A 22,454-nucleotide genomic window follows, 5' to 3' on the forward strand; every position below is an offset into this window, starting at 1 on the left:
CTCCATAGGCCACCGGATTTGCTGCCAAGGATTTTTTCATGCCCGACACCCTGCCCCCGGACGCCCTGCCGCCCGACCTGCATTACGTCGACGACACGGCGCCCGGCATCACCCGCAAGAAGTTGCGGGGCAAATTCTGTTATTTCGACCCCACGGGCCAACGCATTACCGACGCGGCCGAGATCCAGCGCATCAATGCCCTCGTGGTGCCGCCGGCCTACACCGATGTGTGGATCTGCACCGACCCGCGCGGTCATCTCCAGGCCACCGGCCTCGATGCCCGTGGTCGCAAGCAGTACCGCTACCATCCGCGCTGGCGTGAAGTGCGCGACGCGGACAAATATTCGCGGATGCTGGAGTTCGGGCGTGCCCTGCCCCGCCTGCGCAAGCGCCTGGAGGAAATCCTGGCCCAGCCCGGCTTCAGCCGCGACAAAGTCCTGGCGACGGTGATCACCTTGCTGGACGTGACCTTGATCCGGGTCGGCAATCCCCAGTACGCCCGCGAAAACCGCTCTTACGGCCTGACCACCCTGCGCAACAAGCATGTCGAGGTCAACGGCAGCGCCATCGCTTTCCAGTTCCGAGGCAAGAGCGGCGTCGAGCATCAGATCACCGTGAAAGACCGGCGCCTGGCGCGGATCATCAAGCGCTGCCAGGAAATCCCCGGGCAAAACCTTTTCCAGTACCTCGATGAAGACGGCGAGCGCCACACCGTCAGCTCATCGGACATCAATGCTTACCTCAAGTCCCTCACCGGCGCCGATTTCACCGCCAAGGACTACCGCACCTGGGCCGGCAGCGCGGCGGCCCTGGCCGGGCTGCGGGCCTTGCATTGGGAAACCGAGACCGAAGCGAAAAAACACGTTGCCGAAATGGTCAAGCAGGTCGCCCGGCAACTGGGCAACACGCCCAGCGTCTGTCGCAAATGCTACATTCACCCTGCGGTGCTGGAAGGTTTCCTGCTCGGCACACTGAAGGAACTGCCCAAACCTCGGGTGCGCAAGGGCCTGAGCATAGAAGAAGCCGGGCTGACGATGTTTCTGAAGCGGGTGGCGCAAGCCACGCAAGCCTGCGAGGCGAAGTTCGGGTACTGACGGTCACGAACGACGGCTCGTCCATCAGGAACATCCGGCCAAGGCTGAACTCCCAACACTGTGCGCTCGCGCAACACCACACGCGTGAAATCGACAGGAGTCTGCGATGTCCGAACACATTGTCCATTTTCATTGCCAGATCGATCAGGGAACCACCGAGCGCTTCCGTGACAATTGCCTGGAAGCCATCGAGAAAGGCGCGGACTCGCTGATGCTCAATCTGTCCACGGTGGGCGGCAGCACCAACTTCGGCTTTACCCTGTACACCTTCATCAAGTCCTTGCCGGTGCCGGTGCGTGCGGTGAACGCCGGTAATATCGAGTCGATGGGCATCGTCATGTACCTGGCCGCCAGCGACCGCACCACCACGCCCCATTCACGCTTTCTGATCCATCCCATGAACTGGTATTTCGGGCAGAAATCGGTGGATCACTCGCGCTTGCGCGAATACCTGTCCAGCCTGGACAACGACGTGGCGCGGTACGTGGAAATCTACGTCAAGGAAACCGCCGGGGCCGCCACTCAGCTGGATATCTTCAAGTGCCTGTGCAACGAGGAGCGGGTCATCCCGGCAGAGAACTCCCTGGCTTTCGGCATCGCCCATCGGGTCGAGCAGGTGGTGTTCCCGGCGGACGCCAGGCATTGGAAAGTCAGCGGCGGCGAAGACTAAGCGCGCAACATCAATAAACATGATAGTGCCGTCGTTAATTATGAAAACCCTCAATCTCCAACAACAACGAAACGAAGCGGCGAAGCAACATCTTAATTAAAAAATTACGACCACTCGTCGCCAGCACAACGCTTTTTTTAAACTTACCCCGCCGCTGACCTTTCACATTTAATGCGAGGCACGTTGCTCGCTTTAAACCACACTGAGGATTCTCGAAATGGCTAACAGCGGAAACAAAAACCCAGGCAACTTCGCAAATGATCGTGACAAAGCATCTGAAGCCGGTAAGAAAGGCGGACAGGCGTCGGGCGGCAACAACACCAACGACCGTCAGAAAGGCTCTGGCGCCGGCAGCAAAGGCAACGAACGCGGCCAAGGCGGCGGTGGCAGGAAGTCGTAACCCCTGAAGATCCGCTGGGGCGCAGCCTGGCTGCGCCCTGGTGCCGGGCAATCAAACACATGAGCGCTGCGCGGTTTTATCGTCAACTTCAAACAGAACAATACCGCCACCGCGTTTAAACAATGCCGAATACCTATTCTTATGACAAACCGTCCCTTATGACAAACCGTCATAGCGCCCCCGTTATTCATGCGCTGGTACGCCCGCCGGCCCCTTGATTTGAAATACCTGTCCTCTTTGCCAGGCATCCGCGCCCTTATCTATCGCCGGAGTCTTTATACCGGCGCGTGCCGCTTTCCTGGCATCGCTGTCCACGTTCATCCGACTGTCCCGTTCACGCACAAGTTGCGGGTCGATCTGGCCATCGGCGGTAAACCCCATCATCAATTGCGGCACGCCATAAGGCAGGGCCTGACCCGACTCGGTGTGCCAGGTATGCCAGGTCTTTCCGTAGGTGCCGATCAGGTTTTCCATCAGGCGAGTTTCGGCCACCTGGGGAATCCCGGGCGCGATCAACTGCCCGGACTTCACCTCATGCACGTGGCTATGCCAGAGCTGCTTTTCAGCGACCGGCAACCCTTCGAACAAACGCTTGCTGATGATGTATTCCACCCCCATCAACTTGGCGCCAGAGGTATTGCCATCGAAGATCGCACACTGGAACACTTCCTCGTTCAGCGCCGAGCAGTAGTGATGCGCCTCCATTTGCCCGGACATCCGGCCGTTATAGAAATGGAAGCCGTCGAGGTAGGTGTCGAGCGCCCGCAGCGCAGGTTTGTCCTGCATCAGCCCCGCCCCCGCTTCCAGCGCCGCGGTGGTCGGCGTTTTCGCCGCTCCCGGCGCGCTCACCGGCGAGTCGGTGTTACCGCCCGCGCAGCCGGTCAAGCCGACCGCTGCTGCGCACAGCACTGCCCACGTATAAACGCTTTTACCTGGCATGTCGTTTCTCCTGTCCATGACAGGACATGAGAATGACGCTCGGTCACGCCGGTTTGATTTTCCTGGCGACCAACCGACGGGCGGGCCCCCTCGACCCAGTGCCTGCCTCCGGTCCGATCAACGCCCGCCCGGCACGCGTTTAACCGCGTCGATCCAGGCCGGATCCAGGCGGGGTTGTTCACCCTCCAGGCCCAGCGCCTGCATCTTCGCCAGGTGGTCATCGGCTTCGCGGGCCAACGAGCCCTGGTCGCTGGAGTTGGCGTCCAACTGATACATCTGGGCCAGACCCAGGTGGTAGAACCGCAGCAGTTTCATCGCCGCCGGGTCCTCGGCCTGCACGCCGGCCTTCACCTGGTGCATGACATTGGTAACACTCATCAGGCTGCGCTTGAGCTGCCAGCCGTACACCGCCGCAGCCATCCACGGCTGCGACCAGAAGTACCCGCGCAGCAATGCGACCATCGCCAGCACCGCGACAATCACGCCCCCCAGATTGAAGCGCAGGTTGTCGCCTCCGGGCGTACCGAAGAACATCACGGCCAGGCTGGAGAGCAACATCGCCAGCGCCAGGAACGTCACGGCCAGGATGAAGGTGCTGCGTCGGGTCTGCTGCCGGTAGATCCCGGCGTCCCACGGTTTGATCTCGAACATCGCGGGGCAATTTCCTTGTATGGCATGAAAAGAGTCGCGCATTATCGCCTGCCCGGTCGATTTAGCTATGCTGGGGCGCATTGTGTGCGGCAACCGATCCGAAGGATCCGGATCAAAGCCCATGGCGATACCGCAAGGATCGTGCGATCTTTGCCCGTGGACGTATTTTTCAAGATGCCGCCTCTGTGTGCACGGCATCGTTTTCAAGGAACGCTGAATGACTCAAAGACATGTAATCAATGCCTCGGTGAGCCCAAAGGGCAGCCTGGAGACCTTGTCCCAGCGCGAAGTCCAGCAACTGAGTGAAGCCGGTTCCGGCAGTATCTACACCCTCTTCCGCCAGTGCGCCCTGGCTATCCTCAATACCGGCGCCCATGTCGACAACGCCAAGACCATCCTCGAAGCCTACAAGGACTTCGAGATCCGTATTCACCAGCAGGACCGTGGCGTGCGCCTGGAGCTGCTGAACGCACCGGCCGATGCCTTCGTCGACGGTGAAATGATCGCCAGCACCCGGGAAATGCTGTTCAGCGCCCTGCGCGACATCGTCTACACCGAAAACGAACTGGACAGCCAGCGCATCGACCTCAGCTCGTCCCAGGGCATCAGCGACTACGTCTTCCACCTGCTGCGCAACGCCCGCACCTTGCGCCCTGGCGTGGAGCCGAAAATCGTCGTGTGCTGGGGCGGGCACTCGATCAACACCGAAGAGTACAAGTACACCAAGAAAGTCGGCCACGAGTTGGGCCTGCGCAGCCTGGACATCTGCACCGGCTGCGGTCCGGGCGTGATGAAGGGCCCGATGAAAGGCGCCACCATTGCCCACGCCAAGCAGCGCATCCATGGTGGCCGCTACCTGGGCCTGACCGAGCCGGGCATCATCGCCGCCGAGGCGCCGAACCCGATCGTCAATGAGCTGGTGATCCTGCCGGACATCGAGAAGCGCCTGGAAGCCTTCGTGCGCGTCGGCCACGGCATCATCATTTTCCCGGGCGGTGCCGGCACGGCGGAAGAGTTCCTCTACCTGCTGGGCATCCTGATGCACCCGTCCAACCAGGACCTGCCCTTCCCGGTGGTCCTGACCGGGCCGAAAAGCGCGGCGCCGTACCTCGACCAGTTGCACGCCTTTGTCGGCGCGACCCTGGGCGAAGCAGCGCAGAAGCATTACCAGATCATCATCGATGACCCGGCCGAAGTGGCGCGGCAGATGACCCAGGGCCTCAAGGAGGTCAAGCAGTTCCGCCGCGAGCGCAACGACGCGTTCCACTTCAATTGGCTGCTGAAGATCGACGAAGGCTTCCAGCGCCCGTTCGACCCGACCCACGCCAACATGGCCAGCCTGGGCCTGAGCCGCGACTTGCCGCCCCACGAACTGGCCGCCAACCTGCGCCGGGCGTTCTCGGGCATCGTGGCGGGTAACGTCAAGGACAAGGGCATTCGCCTGATCGAGGAACACGGGCCGTACGAGATCCACGGCGACCCCGCCATCATGGAACCCCTCGACCGCCTGCTCCAGGCCTTCGTCGCCCAGCACCGCATGAAACTGCCCGGCGGCGCGGCGTATGTCCCGTGCTATCGCGTGGTGACCTGACGGGTTTGCCCTAGGCTATGTACGAAATAGCCTGAAACTTGGTTATGCGGCGTTAAAAACCGGTTCGGAATGCTCATTGACAACCAGTCAACTGCGCTTCCTCGCCGGTTTTTGCCTTGCCTAACCTGCGTTTCAAACTATTTCGTACACAGCCTAGGGGGGTGAGGTTGCTTTCGAAAGCACTGACCCCACCCTCCTCTCACTTCACGCTGACGGCGCCACCGTCACGTCAGCCTGCCCACTGGCGGCCAATGCGGCGTGGACAAAGCCTTCGGCTTTCTTACGCTCGATGAAATCCCGGACGTAGGCCGCTGCGGCTTCGCAGCGACGTGGCACGGCCATCGCCTGCCGGATGGACGTGAACGCGCCGTCGAGGACCCGGTACCGTGGGTTGCGCGCCGCGACCTGCTCCAGGGGCTGGCGTACGCCGGCCGCCGCATCCAGGCCCTGTTCAACATACAGATCCACCGCGCCCGCGGATGTCGGTGCGCGCTCAAGCTGCGCATGCTCCAGCGTCCGGGACAGGAACAAATCGTAGGCCGCGCCCTTGCCGACGGCCAACCGCAGGCCCGGCCGGTCCAGGTCTTCCACCTGCCGGTAAGGCGAGTCCGCAGCCACCAGGTATGTCCCTTCGATGATCACGTAGGGTTCGCTGAACGCGATCTGCTCCTCACGCACCGGCTCGATCGCCAGGAAGGCGACGTTCCATACCCCCTCCTCCAGTGCCGCGAAGACCTTGCCGGCCGCATCGAACGTGATCATCTCCAGGCGTACGCCGAGTTCCTCGGCCAGCGCCCGTGCCAGGGCGACCGATACCCCTTGGGGCGACCCGTCCCCAGCCTTTTGCGCCAGCACCGGATTGCCAAAGTTGATGGCTGCCCGCAGCAGGCCTTGCGGCGCCAACTGATCGATTACTGCTTGGCTGATAACACTCATTGCTTGCTCCTGGTTCAGTGAAAGCCTTGCCTGGACAAGGCGTCAGTCTCAATGGGCCTGGCGCCCCAAGGCCGCCCCGGCGTCGGGCGCTGGCCGGTTGGTCACCCGCATGAACAGCGTCATCAGGAAGCCAATAAGCAACAACGCGCTGAGGAACAACAAACCATTGGCGGCGCTGTGGCTGGTGCCCTTGACCAGGCCGATCAGCGACGGCCCGACGAAGCCGCCAAGGTTGCCGATGGAGTTGATCACCGCAATGGACACCGCCGCCGTGGCGCGGTCCAGGAACAGCGTCGGCAAGGCCCAGAACGGCGATTTGAAACTGTAGAGCCCGGACAGCGCAATGCAGATCATCGCCATGGCCAGGAATGGATTGCCCAGCACCGCCGCACCGACCAGACCTAGCGCGGCCATCAACAATGGAAGGGCCGAATGCAGCTTGCGTTCATTGCGCAGATCCGAATGCCGCGACCAGAGAATCATCGCCGCCGTGGCGACGATGTACGGCAGCATTGCGATCAGGCCAATCTGCGTATGGGTCAGTGACTCGGAAAAGCCCTTGATGATCTGTGGCATCCAGTAGCCGACGCCGAGGCTGCCGCACTGGTAGACAAAATAGATGAACGCCAGGTACAGGACCTTGGGGTGGGTCATGGTCTTGTAGACGCCCAGGCTCTTGACGTCCTTGCGGCTCAGGCGATCGCGCTCCAACTCGGCGATCAACCATTGCTGCTCCTCAAACTTCAACCATTTGGCCTGTTCGGGGCGGTCCGTCAGGTAGAAGAAGCAGGCAACACCGAGGAACACCGCGGGAATGCCTTCCAGGAACAGCATCCAGCGCCACCCGCTCCAGTCGAACCAGCTGACGTTGTCCATGATCCAGGTGCTCATGGGCGCGCCGATGATGTAGCTCACCGGGATCGCCGCTGTGAACAGCGCCACCGTGGTGGCCAGTTCCTTGGCGCGAAACCAGAAGGTCAGGTAGACGATGATGCCCGGGAAAAAACCGGCCTCGGCCACACCGAGGAAAAAACGCAGGATGTAGAGCTGGTTGGCGGTCTGCGCGAACGCGGTCAGGGCGGCGATGCAACCCCAGGTCACCAGGATGCGGGCGATCCAGACCCTGGCGCCGAACTTGTTCAACATCACGTTGCTCGGCACTTCGAACAGGAAGTAGCCGATGAAGAAGATCCCCGAGATGAAACCGAAGGCCTCGCTGGACAGGGCGAGCTCCTTGTTCATTTGCAGGGCGGCATAGCCGATGTTGGCACGGTCGAGATAGGAGACGATGTAGAGCAGGAAAACGAAAGGGATGATTCGCAGGGTAACCTTGCGAACGATCGCGGCTTCATCAGGCTTGTTATTGTTCATGGCGACCTCGTTGAAGCAGGCGGTAACCTGCTGGTGTCATTGCAGGGGGTGGATCAGAACGCTCAGGGCGAGAAGACCATGCAGACAGGGCTGCCCGTCGAAACCGAAAACCCTGTCCTGGCAAGGCCACCCGTGTCCGGGTCCACGGCCATCGAGACAAGGGTGTCGCTGTCTTCGTTGAGTGCGAAAAGAAACTGCCCATTGGGTGTGAGCGCGAAGAAACGGGGCGTCTTGCCGTCAGTGGGCGTGAATTGCACCGGGCTCAACAAACCGCCGTCCGGATCGATGGCAAACACCGCCACGCTGTCGTAACCCCGGTTGGAGGCGTAGAGAAAACGGCCGCTGCGATCCACTTCGACTTCCGACGCCCGGCTGTTGCCGGTGAAGGTCGCAGGCAACGACGGCAGGTTCTGAAGCGCTGCCAGTGCCCCCGTCCGAGCGTCGAAGCGATAGGTGGTGACGGTGCTGTCCAGCTCGTTGATCACGTAGGCAAACGGCGCGTGGGGGTGAAACGCCAGATGCCGCGGCCCGGCCCCCTCGCGAGTCGCCACGAAGGGTTGGGCGGCCGGGTACAACTGGCCCGCGTCGAATCGAAAGCTGAACACCCGATCCAGGCCTTTGTCCGGCACCAGCACGAACTGGCCGGTGTGGTCGAAGACATTGAAATGCGGCTTGGAGAACGGCTGCTCGACCCGATGAGGGCCAATCGGTCCTTCCAGTTCGAGCAGTTGGTTGACCGCCCCGAGCGCCCCGTCCTCTTCCACGTTAAGCACTGCCAGCGAGCCGGTAAGGTGGTTCGACACCACCAGGAATCGCTCGCCAGGGTCCAGCGCCAGGTGCACCGGGTTCTGGCCTTCGCAGCCCTGCCGGTTGAGGAAGGTCAGCCTGCCAGTCGTCTTGTCGATGCTGAAGGCGCTCACGCCGCTCTGGTCCCCGTGAACGGTGTAGAGCCGGTCACCGGCCTTGTTCAAGGCCAGGAAAGACGGGTTCACCAGCGCCTTGACCACTTGGACAAGCGCCAGCGTGCCCTGCTCCTGGTCCACTTTATAGACACTGATGCCCTCGCCGCGAGCGTTGCGCTCGCGCGTGGTTCTTGATCCAACATAGGCGAACATAGGGGGCATTCTCCGGGTATCAGACGACGGGCCGCTGCGTGCGCTGGACCACCTTGCGGATCACGAACGGCAGCACACCGCCGTTGACCAGGTAGCGAATCTCCTGGAGGGAGTCGATACGCACGTTCAGCGACACCTGCAACGACTCGCCGTTGGCCCGCTGCATCACCATGCTCACGGGGTTGTCGCCCACATCGAGGTCATCCAGGCCGAAAAAGTCGAAGCGCTCGTCACCCTGCAATGCCAGATCGTCGACCGACTGCCCGGGCATGAATTGCAGGGGGATGCCCCCCATGCCGATCAGGTTGCTGCGGTGGATACGCTCGATGCTCCGCGCCACGACGGCCTTCACCCCCAGCAGGGCCTGGGCCTTGGCCGCCCAGTCGCGGCTGGAGCCGGCGCCATAGTTGATGCCGGCGAACACCAGCATGGGCGTGTGCTGGCTGGCATAGCTCTGGGCAGCCTCGAACAACGGCAGGCACTGGGTGTGGTCGGCGTTCCAGGCCCAGGCCCCCAGGCCCGGATGGCTGTCGCCCAACAGGCGATTCTTCACGGCCTTGTTGGTGAACGCGCCACGCAGCATCACCTCGTGGTTGCTGCGACGCGTGGAATACTGGTTCAGGTCCTCGGGGTGTTCGCCACGCTCCAGCAACCATTGGCCGGCCAGGCTATCGGCGGGAATCGAGTAGGCCGGCGAGATGTGGTCGGTGGTGACGTTGTCGCCCAACACCAGCAAGGTGCGCGCCGCGCGGATGGCCAGGCTGGACTTCGGCTCGGCGCTGATATCGGCCAGGTATTGCGGGCGGCGCAGGTAAGTCGAATCCGGGCTCCACGGGAACTGCACGCTCCCTTCCGCCGACAACGACTGCCAATGATGCGTGCCGTCCCACACCTTGGCCAGGCGTTGCTGGAAGAACTCAGGCTTGACCACCTTCGCCACTTGCGCGGCAATCTCGGCATCCGACGGCATCAGGTCACGCAGGTACACCGGGTTGCCCTCGCGGTCCGTGGCCAGCGCCTGGGACTCAAGGTCGATATCGATGGTGCCGGCGATGGCGTAGGCCACGCACAGGGCCGGGGACGCCAGGTAGCCGGCAGGCACCTTGGGGTTGACCCGGCCCTCGAAGTTGCGGTTACCCGACAACACCACGACACCCTTCAGGCCCTGGTCGGCAAACTGCTCGACCTGCGTCTGCAGGGACCCCGAGTTGCCGATGCAGGTCATGCAACCAAAGCCGGCAAGGTCAAAGCCCAGCGCGCGGAAATCTTCCAGCAGATCGGCATCCGCCAGGTAGTCGGCCACTACCCTGGAGCCCGGGGACAGCGACGTCTTGACCCACGGTTTGCGGTGCAGGCCCAACTGGCGCGCCTTGCGCGCCAACAGCCCGGCCTGGATCATCTGCGACGGGTTTGCGGTGTTGGTGCAACTGGTGATCGCGGACATGACCACCGCGCCATGGGTGATCGGCTCCTTGAAGGAAGGCTCGAAGAACGTCTGCTCGACCGGCCCGGCAATCAGGTTGGCGCCCCCCATGACTTCGTTGCGAAACGACGCCGCGGCATCGGACAGTTTTCGCCGCTGGTGCGGCTGGTGAGGTCCGGCCACGCTCGGCTCGATACTGTCGAGGTCCAACTCGATCCATTCATCGAACCGGGGTTCGAGCAACGCGTCGCGGCGCCACAACGGTTGGGCGCGCATGTAGCCGACGACACGGTTGCACAAAGACTCGGAACGACCGCTGAGTTTCAAGTACGCCAGCGTCTCGTCGTCGAACGGGAAGAACACCACCGTGGCGCCGTACTCAGGTGCCATGTTCGAGACCGTGCCGCGAGCGGCCCAACTCAACGAAGACAACCCAGGGCCAGTGAACTCGACGAACTTGCCGACCACCGAGCGCTTGCGCAAGATCTCGGCCACATGCAGCGACAGGTCGGTGGCGGTGACACCGGGGCGCAGGGCGTTGGTCACGCGGATGCCCACCACTTTCGGGAAACTGATCGGCACCGGCTCGCCGACCATCGCGGCCTGCCCTTCCAGGCCGCCCACGCCCCAACCCAGCACGCCAATCGCGTTGATCATCGGCGTATGGCTGTCGGTGGCGACCATGTCGTCCGGGTGCAGCAGACGCTGGCCGTCTTCGCTGCGACTTTCCCAGACCACCTGCGCCAGCGCTTCCATGTTCATCTGATGGATGATGCCGGTGCCAGGGGGAATCACACCGAAGTTGTCCAGGCTCTTCTGCGCCCACTTGATGAAGCGGTAACGCTCGCTGTTGCGTCGGAAGTCGATGTCCAGATTCTGCTCGACGGCATCGGCCTCGGCGTAATGCTCGACGATCACCGAATGGTCGATCGTCAGGACGGCAGGGATCAACGGGTTCATCGCTTGCGGATCGCCGCCCAGCTCGGCCACCACATCGCGCATCCCGGCGAAATCCGCCAGCGCCGGCAGGCATGTGGTGTCGTGGAACATCAGCCGGTTTGGCTGGAAAGGCACCTCGCAATCAGGGCCCTCGCCAATGGCACGCGCCATGACCGAGGGCAGCGCTTGAGGGGAACAGCGCGCGACGTTCTCCAGCAGGATGCGTATCGAATAAGGCAGCTTCGATAGCTGCTGGGGTGAGAACATCTTGTTCAAATCGATGTAGGCATAGGGTGTGCCATCGATCTGCAGATGATTGATGAAGTCGCGGGCAGTCTCGGTCATGCTCTATCGCTCAGGCTTTTTTATAAGGTCGCGGGGCTCGGGTTAACCAGTCGTTACCGCTGATCAACCGATAGTAGGAGCAACCCCTGCGGGTGAAAATTGATCAATTGCCACGTCAGCGTTCTCTATCGCAGAACGCTCTGGTGTCGTGGCGATGACTCAGGTGTTCGATCAAGGCTTTGAGGGTGGGTGAAGCGGTGTCGTATTTCTTGCAGACCAGCAACAGCGAACGGCGCGCCCAGGGTTCATCCAGGGTCACGGCCTTGAGCCTGTGGCTGCGCAGGTATTGGTTGATCACGCTGCGCGGCAGCACGGCGAGCCCCAGGCCCGTCGACACCATGCGGCACATGCAGTCGAAGCTGCTGATACGGATCCTGAGCTTGAGCACCTTGCCCAGCTTTTGCGCCTCGTCGGTCAGCAGCGTGTGCATCGAGCTTTCCAGATGCGGCCCGACAAACTCATGGGCCAGGACCTGCTTGAAACGCACCGACTCGCGGGCCGCCAACGGGTGGTCTCCCGGCACGACCAGGGTCAGTTCATCATCGCGATAAGGCAGGGTTTCCAGGCCCTGAGCCGGCGTCTGGGCCGCGATGATGCCCAGGTCGGCACGACCATCGGCCACGGCCCGGATGACCGCCGACCCCACCCGCTCCTCGATGTCGAACTTGATCTGCGGATAGAGCGCCACGAAACGCGACACGTCGTCCGGCAGGAACTGGGACAGCGCCGAGGTGATGGCATGGATACGGACATGGCCCTTGACGCCGGTGGCGTAGTCGCCCAGTTCATGATCCAGTTGTTCAAGGGTCTGCTTGACCTGGCGGGCATAGAACAGCAGCGATTGCCCCGCCGGCGTGAGGTCCACGCCCCGTGCGTTACGTATCAACAGCGAGGAGCCCACCTGGGCTTCGAGCTCGGAAATGCGCTTGCTGATCGCCGACACCGCCAGGTGCCGGCGCCGGGCCGCATGGGTCAGGTTGCGCTCCTCGGCGACGGTGATGAAAAGGTCCAGGCTGGTAATGTCGTATCGCACCCGTTGATTCCTGGTGGAGAGGCTGGCGTGAGTGCCTTGCGGTCGTTGATCCATCGGGCTGGCGAGCCCGCATGCCTACTAGACGCCAGTCTAAATTGCTTTGCAATGCAACAAAGTACAATTTTATGAAAAATCGGATAACTTAACGCCTGCGATGGCTCCCATCGGCTGAAATCTCCAAGCAGTTTTCATATTGGTGCGCCAAAATGCAATACTTGCGAAATACCTTTCCGGTCCAGCGAGGCCGAAGCAAGGTCAACCTTCCCCTCAATGCCTTGAGTAACGACAGACATGGCTTCAAGCGCCCTGGTGCAACGAATCGCCGCACAGATCCGGCAGAAAATCCAGACCGGAGAATTGGCCACGGGCGATCATCTCAGCGCGCAGAAAGTGGCTGACCAGTTCAACGTCTCGCGTTCGCCTGCCCGCGAGGCACTGGTGCTGCTGGCGGACCAATCGGCCCTCGAACAACGGCCCAATCGTGGTTTCTTCGTCCTCGACGCCCTGGTCCCCGTGACAAATATCCACGATGAAGGGGTCCCGTTGGAGGAGCCAGAAGCCTATTACCGCCTCTCCGAGGATTGGCTGAACAACGCCATTCCCGCAGAAGTGACCGAACACATGCTGCGCACGCGCTACGACCTGACAAAAGCCCAGGTCGTCGACGTGCTCAACCGTGCCGCGAACGTCGGCTGGGTGACGCCGAAACCCGGTTACGGCTGGCGCTTGCTGGATGTGGCGAAGACCCCGGAAAGCCTCGAACAGATCTACAAGGTGCGCTCGCTGATCGAACCCGCGGCGCTGCTGGAACAGACTTACCAGCCTGATGCCAGCAAACTTCTACAGTTGAAGAAAGAGCAGCAGAGCCTGCTCGACGGCGGCATCGAGACCCTGCCCGCCGACGTGCTGCTCAAAAGCGGCATTCGCTTCCATGAAGCGTTCATCCAGCTCTCGGGCAACCCGCTCTACCACATGATCCTGGTGCAGATGAACAACATGCGGCGGCTGATCGAATACCGCTCGATGATCGACCGCAACCGCTTCTACAAACAGTGCGCCGAACACATCCAGATGATCGAGCGAGTGGAACAGGGTGACAACGTCGAGGCGGCGCGCCTGATGAGCCAGCACCTGAGCGGCTCGTTGGCGGAAAAATCCCCCATCCTGGCGCGGCGTGCATCATCAACCGACGCCCCAGGCCCACTCGACCCCGAGCACGGCGCTGTCACGGCCACCGAGGAACACCCACGATGAGTCATCACGAGCAACAACTGCGCGAAGAAATCTGCACCGTTGGCGCAAGCCTGTATGCCCGCGGCTATGCCGTTGGCAGCGCCGGCAATATCAGTGCGCGCCTGGAAGATGGCTGGCTGATCACCCCGACGGACGCTTGCCTGGGCCGGCTGGAGCCCGCGCAGATCGCCAAAGTCAGCCGGGACGGCAGTTGGGTCTCCGGCAGCAAGCCGTCCAAGACCTTGGCGCTGCACCGGCAGGTGTACGACCGCAATCCAACCGTCAACGGCGTCGTGCACACCCATTCGACCGCGCTCGTGGCGCTGACCCTGGCAGGCGTCTGGCGCGACGACGACATCCTCCCGCCCTTGACGCCCTATCAAGTGATGAAGGTCGGGCACATTCCCCTGATCGCCTATCAACGGCCGGGCTCGCCCGAGGTCGCCGCGCAAGTGGCGCTATGGGCACAGCGTGTGCGGGGCGTGATGCTGGAGCGCCTTGGTCCGGTGGTGTGGGAAAGTTCGGTATCGAAGGCCAGCTTCGCGCTGGAGGAGCTGGAGGAGACGGCAAAGCTCTGGCTGATGAGCGACCCCAAGCCGGCGCCGCTGGACGAGCGCGCGATCGAGGAGTTGCGCAGCGTTTTCGCCGCCAACTGGTGACGCCGGCGCCCTCGCGCCCCGGATGCAGCAGTGCCTGCCGGGGCCGCGCCGTGGTTTCCCGGCCTCACATGCGGCGATTGCGCAGATACTTCAGCCATGCGCCATGGATCGGCTCGGCACAGAGCATCACCACGACAAGCCGCATGATCTGCATCGCGGTCACCACCCCCACGGCCAGGTTCAATGCTTCGGCGGTCAGGTACATTTCCGTGCTGCTGCCCGGCATCATCCCTAGGGCCAGCGTCATCAGCGGGACATGAAGCCAAAGCCCGATGAGCGCCGCCAGCCCCACGGTCGACATGATCATGATCACCGTGAACACCGACACCTTGAGCAGGAAGGCCGGAGAGGAGCGGAAGAACTGCCGGTCGAAGTAACCGCCCAGGGCGCAGCCAATCATCAACTGCCCATAGTGACTGAGCTCCACCGGCAATGCGGTTTGCACGTTGCAGGCAGCCGTGACCACGGCACAGCAGGCCATGGGGCCGAACATCCAGGGGTTGGGCAACCGGCAGCGCTTCCAGATGACGGCCGTGAGCGCCCCGCCTGCCAGGAGCGGCAGCAACCAATGCCAGTCACTTGGCAGACGCGCGGGAACCACCGAGGGTGAGACCTGAGCGGTGAAGAACATCGCCGGCGGCACGCACAGGACGATCAGCACCAGGCGCATGCTGTGCGCAGCGGCAATCTGGCTGACATTGGCCTTGTGCCGGATGCCGGCCTGGATCATCTCGGAGAAGTTCGCCGGCATGAACGCGAAGAATGCAGTGGTCAGGTCCATGCCCCTGCGCTGCATGAAGGCGATGCCCAGCAGTGCCAGCAGCATCGTCAGAACCGCCGCGGACGCCATCATCACGAAATGCCCGAGGATCTGCTCCAGCACCGCCGGTGTGAAATGCAGGCCGATAGAGGTGGCGATCATCCATTGGCCTGACAGGCGGCCATAGGGTATTTCCCCCAGGGGCCCACCCAGGCAACGCACCAGGATGACCGCCAGCATCGAGCCAATGATCCAGGGCAGCGGCCAATGGAAGACGCTGGCCAGCCAGGCGCCCGCCGCACCGACGACCGGGGTCGCCCACCACCGCCCCAGCGAGGTGAACAATGCCCTAAGGCGCACAGGCCAACGCCTTCTCGAAGAAATCGACCGAGCCGAAATTGCCCGACTTGAGTGCCAGCGCCAGCGGATCGTCTCGCAGGCCGAGGGTCCAGGGCACACCGGGGTCGATCGTGGTGCCGATTCTCAGGGCCTTGATCCCGAGCGCCTTGACGACCGCCCCAGACGTTTCGCCACCCGCCACCACCAATTTACGCACGCCCAGGTTGTAGAGCCCCACGGCGATGGCGGACAAGGCCTCTTCCACGAGCTGGCCGGCGGCTTCAACGCCAAGTGCCTGTTGGGCACGGTTCACCGAATCGGCAGCAGCGCTGGCGTAGATCAAGACCGGCCCGGCCGCGAGCAGGCCCTGGGCCCATTCGAGGGCGGCGCGCACCAAGTCCTGCCCATTGGCCAACTGCAACGGATCGATGGCGAAGCTTGGCCTCTCCTTGCGCCAATGCTCGACCTGCCCGTTGGTTGCCAACGAACAACTGCCCGACACCACCGCACCGAACCCTTCGAGCACGGGCAGCACCGAGGCAGCCTGAGCTTCACCGAGTAAACCGGCGCGCCGGAAATTGCCTGGCAAGCCCCGGGCCACGCCGGAGCCCCCCGTGATCAGCGGATGGTGGGCCAGCGCCGTGCCAATCGCATGCAGATGCTCATCTTCGATGGCATCGACGATGGCGTAGCCGAAACCCTGGGCCTGGAGAGACTGCAAGCGAGCTGAAATGGCGTCCGCGCCTTGCCTGACGACCTCGTGCGCAACCAATCCCACCGCCCTGCCCGTCTGCTGCTGCAGCACGCGCACCAGGTTGGCATCGGTCATGGGCGTCAGCGGATGATTGCGCATGCCCGACTCGCTCAACAGCACATCGCCGACAAACAGGTGCCCTTGGAACAGGGTGCGCTGGTTCTCCGGAAAAGCCGGGCACGCCACGACGAACGACACGCCCAGAGCCTGCGCCAAGGCGTCGGCGACAGGGCCGATGTTGCCCTGGGGAGTGGAGTCGAAGGTCGAGCAGTATTTGAAGAAAAACTGCCGGCATTGCGCCCCGCGCAGCCACTGCAACGCTTGCAATGACTGGCTGACGGCGGCCTCGCTGGCAATGGTCCGGCTTTTCAGGGCGATCACGACCGCATCGATGTCCGCCGGCAGGGGCCCCTGTGGAATGCCGATCACCAGCAACGTTCGCATCCCGCCGCTCACCAGGGTACTGGCCAGGTCCGTTGCGCCGGTGAAATCATCGGCGATGCAACCCAGTAGTAATTGACTCACTGTTCGCTCCTCGGGCCCGGTCTCGCCTGAAGTGGGTGCGGGACCAGGCCGATGTAGTTATCCGACAGCCGCCGGCCGCCATGGCCGATGCGGCGTCCTCGCCGCTCAGCCCAGGATGAGGTTCGCGACCGCGTTGCCGAAGGCCTGGGTCCCGAAGGCGCCGCCAAGGTCAGGGGTGCGCTGGCGAGGGTCCTCCAGCACGGCATCGACCGCCTTGTCGATTGCCTGCGCGGCGTTGATCAAGGCCGGCCGACCGTGGTGCTCGCCCATCCACGCCAGCAACATGCCGACGGAAAGGATCATCGACACCGGATTGGCCTTGTCCTGGCCGGCGATGTCCGGTGCCGAGCCATGTTGGGCCTGGGCACAGCAATGGTGATCGCTGGCCATCATCGAGCCCGCAAGCCCGAGGCTGCCGGACAACTCGCTGGCCAGGTCGCTGAGGATATCGCCATAGAAATTCGTCGCGACCAGCACGTCGAAACGCTCCGCGTTGCGCACCAGGTGAGCGGTCGAGGCGTCGACCAGCAAGTCGTCGAGGACAACCTGCGGAAACTCCCTGGCCACGTCCCGAACGCACTCCAGGAAGAGGCCGTCGGTCATGTGGAAACTGTTGGCCTTATGGATGGCGGTGACTTTCTTCCCGCGCTTCATGGCCAGTTCGAACGCCCGGCGAGCGATGCGCTCACTGCAATGGCGGGTGATCTTGCGCGTGGACAGGGCCATGTCCGGCGTAGGCATCACCTCACCCCAGCCACGGCTCATGTTGCGATCCGGGTAGAACCCCTCGGTGGCCTCGCGCATGATCACCAGGTCCATCACCTTGCCTTCCTTCATGTTCGAGGCCAGGAACGGTCGGGTACGGGCTGGCCGGACGTTGGCATAGAGGTCCAGGCCGATCCGGAAGCCGGCCGACACATTCCGACCGCCCATTTCAGGCGCCGGGTAATCCGCATGGGATTGGGTGCCGAGGATGATGCCGTCGTAGCCCTTGGCCTTTTCCAGCACTTCTTCGCGCAGGGTGGTGCCGTATTTGCTCAAGCTGGCAAAGCCGACATCGTCATAGTCGAATGTCAGCCCGAGGCCGAGCTTCTGATTGGCTGCTTTGAGAACCGACATCGAAGACTCGATGATTTCCGGACCGATACCATCACCAGGAAGTACCAAAATGCGCATCGCTAACCCCTTACCTTTTTATTGAGCGGATGTGTTTGCCGGGACTGAAACGACCTTTTATGTACATCGTCACCGCAACGTACAATTTTGAACGAAGACCGGAGCACTGCTCACGGGCCCCGCCAAGGCCATGAACCCGGACGCTATCGCCTTCGCAGGTCGACAAATTGCATTTTATTGCATGAATATACAATTTGCGCAATGCTTGAGTCCCACGAGCGTCCGATGTCGCATTGGCAAGCTGGCCGGACGCAAAACGGGGGCGACAGGAGACGACAGGCGTGCCGAGACGACTTAACGGCGGGCGGAAACCTCAAGGCTGCGCTGGTGCTCCAGCTCGTCCCTGGCTTCTTTTTCAGTTTTTTGCCGGCCGACGACATCGAGGTGGTTGCGCAAAAAATCTGCAGCCGCTTCACGCTGCCCACTTTCGATCAAGTCCAGGAGTTGGATGTGCTCTTTACACTGGTTGATCAACCGAGGCCGATCCACGTTGGCCTTGTAGGCCATGAAGCGACGCAACTGGTTCTGGCGGCGGATGGCTTCAAGAAAGAATGCGTTGCCCGAACAACGGACGATCAGCTCGTGCAACTGTGCACCGATCTGGAACAACTGCGAGCGCGACAGCTTGAAGATGTCGCCGTCGAGCAATTGCTGCTGCGCCGTGCGCGCCTTGGCGAAGGCCACCTTGTCCACCACGTAGCCGGGTTCGAGCAAGGCCGCAGGCTCGATGGCCATGCGAAAGCGGTAGCTCTGGATATGGGCCTTGGAGTCGTGCAGGAAACTATTGATCTCCCAGCCCTGCCCGGGCTTGCGCTCGACCATGGCTTCGTTGGCCAGGCGACTGAGCACCTTCAGCAGCTGCCCACGAGGCACTGCGTACTTGCGCATCAGCTCGGCTTCGAAAAACGTCGTGGGGATATCGCCACGGAGCACGTCGTCGACCACCCGCAGGTAGAAGTCTTCGAACGGATCGACCTCCAACGGCAACTTGCCGCTGTCGATACCCCGCGCGTCAGCGGTCAGGAAGTACCCGCGGTTGGGCTCCTTGACGGCCAGGCCAAGCTCGGCGAGCAAGGCGAATCCACGGCGTATCGGCGAGCGGGAAACCCCCAGCTCCTTGGCGAAAGATTCTTCGCGCAGGGGGTCACCGGCACGCATCGACCGGGCGCGGGCCATGTCGATGATCTTGGGCGCCAGTTGCTCCGCCAGGTCTTTCTTTATCTTGACCTTGACCTTGACCCTGGACAGATCGCCCGCGGGTGGTTCAAGAGTCGGTTCTGCTGAATTCATGGCTATCAGTGATCAAAGAAGGTTAGGGTCGATACGCAGAGTGGACGCTGTCGCCACAGGCCAGGCCTTGCGAAAAAATAACACACAATCACACCACTACGACCCGGGGAACACATGACTGCACCGCTGATTTTTCTGATCCACGCCACTGCCGTCTCCATTGCGCCGATCAGTGACGCCTTCGCGCGCCTGTGGCCTGAAGCCAGGCTGGCCAACCTGCTGGAGGACTCGTTGTCCCGCGATCTGGCTGCTGCGGGCGAACTCACGCCGGCCTTGACCGAGCGCTTCGTGAAGCTGGCGAGCTACGCCTCGGCGTCGGGCGCCGACGGCATCCTGTTCACGTGTTCGGCGTTCGGCGATGCCATCGACCAGTGCAAACGTGCGCTGAGTATCCCGGTGCTCAAGCCGAACGAAGCCATGATCGAAGAAGCGCTGCGCAGGACCGGCAAGCTGGCCTTGTTGGCGACGTTTCCCCAGGCCATCACGTCGATGGTCGAGGAATTCGAACAGCATGCAAGCCAGCAGGGTCGGGAGCTGGCGTTGGCCACCTATGTCTGCGACAACGCCTTCGATGAGCTGCGTCGCGGCAATCAGGCGCGCCATGACCAACTGATCAGCGAACGGGCCAGCGACATCACAGGCAGCGACCTGCTGTGCTTTGCGCAGTTTTCCATGACCAGCGCTGCGGTGGCCGCCAGCAAGGCCAGCGGGCTCGAAGTGCTGACCACGCCTGACAGCGCGGTACTGAAGCTTCGGCACCTGCTGCACGCCTGAGGCCGGGACGAATAAACGGTAGGAAAATCAACAGGATCAGGTCGACTGCCGCCCTCGGCTACCCCTCGCACGGATAGCCGAGCACCCACCGTTCGTAAAAAAAGACGCCTGTTTTTCGGCAAATTGTACTGCGTTAGCTTGCAAAACAATTTGCAGTGGAGTCTATTAGCGGCCAGTGGCCCTTCATCGCCACCGGCACTACTCCCCACAAGAAAACACAACAGGAGTTAACGCATGAGCAAAAAAATCGCCTTTGTCACCGCTGGCATGGGAACACTGGGCACCGCTGTCTGCCAGCGATTGGCAAAAGACGGGTTTACCGTCGTCGCGGGATGCGGCCCGAACTCTCCGTTGAAAAATGCCTGGCTGGCCCAGCAGAAAGCGCTGGGGTTTTCCTTCATCGCCTCCGAAGGCAACGTGGCCGACTGGGATTCCTGCCGCCGGGCCTTCGAGGAGATCAAGCGCCAATACGGCCCGGTCGAAGTCCTGGTCAACAATGCCGGCACCGCTCGAAACGTGGTGTTCCACGACATGCAGCCCAACGATTGGGCCGCCGTGATCGATACCAATCTCAATTCGCTCTTCAACGTGACCAAGCAGGTCATCGATGCAATGGTCGAGCGAGGCTGGGGACGGGTGATCAACATTTCCTCGGTCAACGCCCAGTTGGGCCAGGTGGGCCAGGTCAACTACTCCACCGCCAAATCGGCGATCCGCGGGTTCACCCGGGCCTTGGCGCGGGAAGTCGGGCCGCGCGGGGTGACGGTGAACACCGTGTCTCCGGGGTACATTGCCACCGACAAGCTCAAGTCCATCACCACCGCCGAGGTCATGGACCGGATCATCCAGGACATCCCTTCCCGTCGCCTTGGCACCGCCCAGGAGATCGCCTCCATGTGCGCCTGGCTCGCGTCCGATGAATCCGGCTACGCCAACGGCGCCGATTTCTCCCTGAACGGCGGCCTGCACATGAGTTGAGCCGCCCTGGGCCCTCGACGAACCACGCCCGCTTGGCAGATTCCAATCCTTCGGGAACCTTGATGCGCACCAACGCGCAGATCCCATAAAAATAATTGTACTTTACGTCAAGGTGATACAAATGCTCTCACTACTCGGCTACGGCATGATCGTGACCTTCATGGCCCTGATCATGACCAAGCGGTTGTCACCCTTGGTTGCCATGACCACAGTGCCGATCGTATTCGCGCTGATCGCCGGTTTCGGCCCGGAGATGGGCGACATGATGATCGAGGGGCTGCGCAAGGTCGCACCGACGGCGATCATGGTGATGTTCGCGATCCTCTATTTCGGGGTCATGTTCGATACCGGTCTGTTCGATCCCATCATTCGCAAGTTCATTACGCTGATCAACGGCGACCCGATGAAGGCGGTCCTGTTCGCCACCTTGCTTGCGGGCATGGTGTCGCTGGACGGCGACGGCTCAACGACGTACATGATCACCATCACCGCGATGCTGCCGTTGTTCAAGCGCCTGCGCATGGACCCCTTGTGTCTGACGTGCGTGGTCATCCTGGCGGCGAGCGTGACCAACCTCCTGCCTTGGGGCGGCCCGTTGGCACGGGCGGCGGCGTCCCTGCAGGTCGACACCTCGGACCTGTTCCTACCGCTGATCCCGGTGATGGTCGTGGCCTTCCTGGGCGTCATGGCACTGGCCTGTTTCATCGGCATTCGCGAACGCCAACGCCTGGGCAAGCTGCGGCTTTCGGCCGGCGCGGCGGCCACCCTTTTCGAGGATGATGGCGATGAAGGCTTGCCTTCGATGTCCGAGGAGAACGCCGAACTGCGCCGGCCAAAGTTGTTCTGGCTGAACGCCGGGCTGACCATCGCCTTGATGACCGGCCTGGTCACGGAAGTGCTGCCGCTGTCCATCCTGTTCATGGTCGCGTTCTCGATAGCCCTGGTGATCAACTACCCGCACATGCATGACCAGCGCCGACGAATTTCCGCCCACGCACCAACGGCCTTGAACCAGATCGCGATCTTCCTCGCCGCCGGCATCCTGGCCGGCATCCTGTCGGGCACGGGCATGGTCAACGCAATGTCGGCCAGCTTCCTGGCGATGCTGCCAGAGACCTGGGGACCGTACATGGCGCCGATCACCGCGCTGGCGAGTATCCCGGGCACGTTCTTCATGTCCAACGACGCGTTCTACTACGGCGTGCTTCCGGTGCTGGCCAAGGCGGCCGCGGTGTACGGCATCTCCCCCGCGGAAATCGGCCGCGCATCGCTGGTAGGTCAACCGGTGCACCTGCTCAGCCCGCTGGTCGCCTCCACCTACCTGTTGTGCGGGCTGGCGGGCGTGGAGTTCAGCGACCACCAGAAGTACACCCTCAAATGGGCGTTCGCGCTGAGCTTCCTGCTTCTAGGAGTGTGCCTGGTCATAGGGCTGTTCCCGCTTCAGGCAGGTGCTTGAGCC

20 protein-coding genes are annotated in these 22,454 nt (G+C 62.2%); 9 read left to right on the top strand and 11 right to left on the bottom strand.

Annotated elements, in window-relative coordinates:
* Positions 1-38: 38 nt before the first annotated feature.
* The 3 genes from AD664_RS00660 to AD664_RS00670 all read left to right on the top strand — a co-directional run bounded on the left by AD664_RS00660 (position 39) and on the right by AD664_RS00670 (position 2,164).
* A complete protein-coding gene (locus AD664_RS00660; protein ID WP_053143700.1) occupies positions 39-1,094 on the top strand; it encodes a DNA topoisomerase IB in 1,056 nt (351 codons plus the stop codon).
* Between the two features lie 106 nt (positions 1,095-1,200).
* The gene (locus AD664_RS00665) at positions 1,201-1,764 is read left to right on the top strand and encodes an ATP-dependent Clp protease proteolytic subunit (protein WP_042730354.1); all 564 of its coding nucleotides are present in this window, start codon (positions 1,201-1,203) and stop codon (positions 1,762-1,764) included.
* A gap of 217 nt (positions 1,765-1,981) precedes the next feature.
* A complete protein-coding gene (locus AD664_RS00670) occupies positions 1,982-2,164 on the top strand; it encodes a general stress protein (RefSeq protein WP_042730353.1) in 183 nt (60 codons plus the stop codon).
* A gap of 183 nt (positions 2,165-2,347) precedes the next feature.
* Here AD664_RS00670 and AD664_RS00675 read toward each other — a convergent pair whose 3' ends face one another.
* Both AD664_RS00675 and AD664_RS00680 read right to left on the bottom strand, forming a co-directional pair.
* Positions 2,348-3,103, bottom strand: coding sequence for an OBAP family protein (locus AD664_RS00675; protein WP_053143702.1), 756 nt, complete (start codon positions 3,101-3,103; stop codon positions 2,348-2,350).
* Positions 3,104-3,220: 117 nt separating this feature from the next.
* Complete coding sequence (locus tag AD664_RS00680; protein WP_053143704.1) at positions 3,221-3,754, bottom strand: DUF3087 family protein; 534 nt, start codon at positions 3,752-3,754, stop codon at positions 3,221-3,223.
* Between the two features lie 217 nt (positions 3,755-3,971).
* Here AD664_RS00680 and ppnN point away from each other — a divergent pair, with 217 nt between their 5' ends.
* Positions 3,972-5,345: a nucleotide 5'-monophosphate nucleosidase PpnN gene (gene ppnN, locus AD664_RS00685; protein WP_053143706.1), complete on the top strand. Its 1,374-nt coding sequence runs from the start codon at positions 3,972-3,974 to the stop codon at positions 5,343-5,345.
* 204 nt (positions 5,346-5,549) lie between these two features.
* Here ppnN and AD664_RS00690 read toward each other — a convergent pair whose 3' ends face one another.
* The 5 genes from AD664_RS00690 to AD664_RS00710 form a co-directional block, all read right to left on the bottom strand.
* Complete coding sequence (locus AD664_RS00690; protein WP_047738907.1) at positions 5,550-6,281, bottom strand: transporter substrate-binding domain-containing protein; 732 nt, start codon at positions 6,279-6,281, stop codon at positions 5,550-5,552.
* Between the two features lie 48 nt (positions 6,282-6,329).
* Complete coding sequence (locus AD664_RS00695; RefSeq protein WP_053143708.1) at positions 6,330-7,652, bottom strand: MFS transporter; 1,323 nt, start codon at positions 7,650-7,652, stop codon at positions 6,330-6,332.
* Positions 7,653-7,714: 62 nt separating this feature from the next.
* Positions 7,715-8,767, bottom strand: a complete 1,053-nt coding sequence (locus tag AD664_RS00700) for a lactonase family protein (RefSeq protein ID WP_053143710.1) — start codon at positions 8,765-8,767, stop codon at positions 7,715-7,717.
* Between the two features lie 19 nt (positions 8,768-8,786).
* Positions 8,787-11,474, bottom strand: coding sequence for an aconitate hydratase AcnA (gene acnA, locus AD664_RS00705; protein WP_053143712.1), 2,688 nt, complete (start codon positions 11,472-11,474; stop codon positions 8,787-8,789).
* Between the two features lie 115 nt (positions 11,475-11,589).
* Positions 11,590-12,561, bottom strand: a complete 972-nt coding sequence (locus tag AD664_RS00710; protein WP_083454105.1) for a LysR substrate-binding domain-containing protein — start codon at positions 12,559-12,561, stop codon at positions 11,590-11,592.
* A gap of 237 nt (positions 12,562-12,798) precedes the next feature.
* On the opposite strand from AD664_RS00710, the gene AD664_RS00715 reads away from it, so the two are divergent.
* The gene (locus AD664_RS00715) at positions 12,799-13,761 is read left to right on the top strand and encodes a GntR family transcriptional regulator (protein WP_047738912.1); all 963 of its coding nucleotides are present in this window, start codon (positions 12,799-12,801) and stop codon (positions 13,759-13,761) included.
* On the top strand, positions 13,758-14,399 hold the full coding sequence (locus AD664_RS00720; protein ID WP_053143716.1) for an aldolase: 642 nt from the start codon (positions 13,758-13,760) through the stop codon (positions 14,397-14,399). Before AD664_RS00715 ends, AD664_RS00720 begins: the two co-directional genes overlap by 4 nt.
* 64 nt (positions 14,400-14,463) lie before the next feature.
* Here the strand turns inward: AD664_RS00720 and AD664_RS00725 are convergent, their stop codons facing one another.
* The 4 genes from AD664_RS00725 to AD664_RS00740 form a co-directional block, all read right to left on the bottom strand.
* Entirely contained in the window at positions 14,464-15,519 is a 1,056-nt protein-coding gene (locus AD664_RS00725; protein WP_053143718.1) for an AbrB family transcriptional regulator, read from the bottom strand.
* Positions 15,509-16,777 carry a 3-oxo-tetronate kinase gene (gene otnK, locus AD664_RS00730; protein ID WP_053143719.1) on the bottom strand — a complete coding sequence of 423 codons (1,269 nt, stop codon included), beginning with the start codon at positions 16,775-16,777 and terminating at the stop codon, positions 15,509-15,511. Before otnK ends, AD664_RS00725 begins: the two co-directional genes overlap by 11 nt.
* A 105-nt stretch (positions 16,778-16,882) precedes the next feature.
* On the bottom strand, positions 16,883-17,953 hold the full coding sequence (locus AD664_RS00735; RefSeq protein ID WP_053143721.1) for an isocitrate/isopropylmalate dehydrogenase family protein: 1,071 nt from the start codon (positions 17,951-17,953) through the stop codon (positions 16,883-16,885).
* 294 nt (positions 17,954-18,247) lie between these two features.
* Positions 18,248-19,243: a GntR family transcriptional regulator gene (locus AD664_RS00740; protein ID WP_083454106.1), complete on the bottom strand. Its 996-nt coding sequence runs from the start codon at positions 19,241-19,243 to the stop codon at positions 18,248-18,250.
* 114 nt (positions 19,244-19,357) lie between these two features.
* On the opposite strand from AD664_RS00740, the gene AD664_RS00745 reads away from it, so the two are divergent.
* The 3 genes from AD664_RS00745 to AD664_RS00755 all read left to right on the top strand — a co-directional run bounded on the left by AD664_RS00745 (position 19,358) and on the right by AD664_RS00755 (position 22,451).
* Positions 19,358-20,017 (top strand): aspartate/glutamate racemase family protein, encoded by a 660-nt coding sequence (locus AD664_RS00745; protein WP_053143723.1) that lies wholly within the window; start codon positions 19,358-19,360, stop codon positions 20,015-20,017.
* A 234-nt stretch (positions 20,018-20,251) separates the two neighbouring features.
* Positions 20,252-20,995, top strand: a complete 744-nt coding sequence (gene phbB, locus AD664_RS00750) for an acetoacetyl-CoA reductase (RefSeq protein ID WP_047738917.1) — start codon at positions 20,252-20,254, stop codon at positions 20,993-20,995.
* A gap of 121 nt (positions 20,996-21,116) precedes the next feature.
* Positions 21,117-22,451 carry a CitMHS family transporter gene (locus AD664_RS00755; RefSeq protein ID WP_053143725.1) on the top strand — a complete coding sequence of 445 codons (1,335 nt, stop codon included), beginning with the start codon at positions 21,117-21,119 and terminating at the stop codon, positions 22,449-22,451.
* The last annotated feature ends 3 nt before the right edge of the window (positions 22,452-22,454 follow it).

The organism is Pseudomonas sp. P97.38 (genome assembly GCF_001269745.1).
Classification (GTDB): Bacteria; Pseudomonadota; Gammaproteobacteria; order Pseudomonadales; family Pseudomonadaceae; genus Aquipseudomonas; species Aquipseudomonas chlororaphis_E.